1 protein-coding gene is annotated in these 526 nt (G+C 77.6%); it reads left to right on the forward strand.

Translation table 11 applies throughout. The features are described from left to right. Positions 1-87: 87 nt before the first annotated feature. A partial coding sequence (locus ABD323_RS45230; RefSeq protein WP_344447754.1) for a sirohydrochlorin chelatase occupies positions 88-526 on the forward strand: 439 nt, incomplete at its 3' end.

Below are 526 nucleotides of genomic sequence, written 5' to 3' on the forward strand. Positions count from 1 at the left end.
CCATCGAACGCCGCGTCCTGCGCAGCCGCGGCCTCCTCCAGACCAACCGCTGACCAACTCCCCACCCCACCACCGAGGAACCCCGCCATGACCACCCTGGTGCTGATCGCCCACGGCAGCCGCGACCCGCGACACGCCGCGACGGTCGACGCCCTGGTGCACGAGATCCGCGCGCAGCGGCCCGAACTGGCGGTCGCCACCGCCTACCTGGACCACTGCGCGCCGCGGGTCGCCCAGGTGGCCGGCGCGCTGGCGGACCGGCCCGCGGTGGCCGTCCCGCTGCTGCTCAACCGGGCCTTCCACGCCAAGCACGACATCCCGGCCGCCCTGCGCGCGGCCGGCCTGCGAACGACGGGAGCGGATGCCGAGCTGCCGGTGGCCGACGTGCTGGGCCCGGACCCGCTGCTGCTCGCGGCCCTGGATCGACGGCTGGCCCAGGCCGGGCCCGACCTCGCCTCCCGGGCGGCCCGCGCCGCCACCGGTGTGGTGCTGGCGGGGGCCCGCCCCTCCCCACCGGGTCGTATCC

This window comes from Kitasatospora nipponensis (assembly GCF_039528135.1).
Classification (GTDB): Bacteria; Actinomycetota; Actinomycetes; order Streptomycetales; family Streptomycetaceae; genus Kitasatospora; species Kitasatospora nipponensis.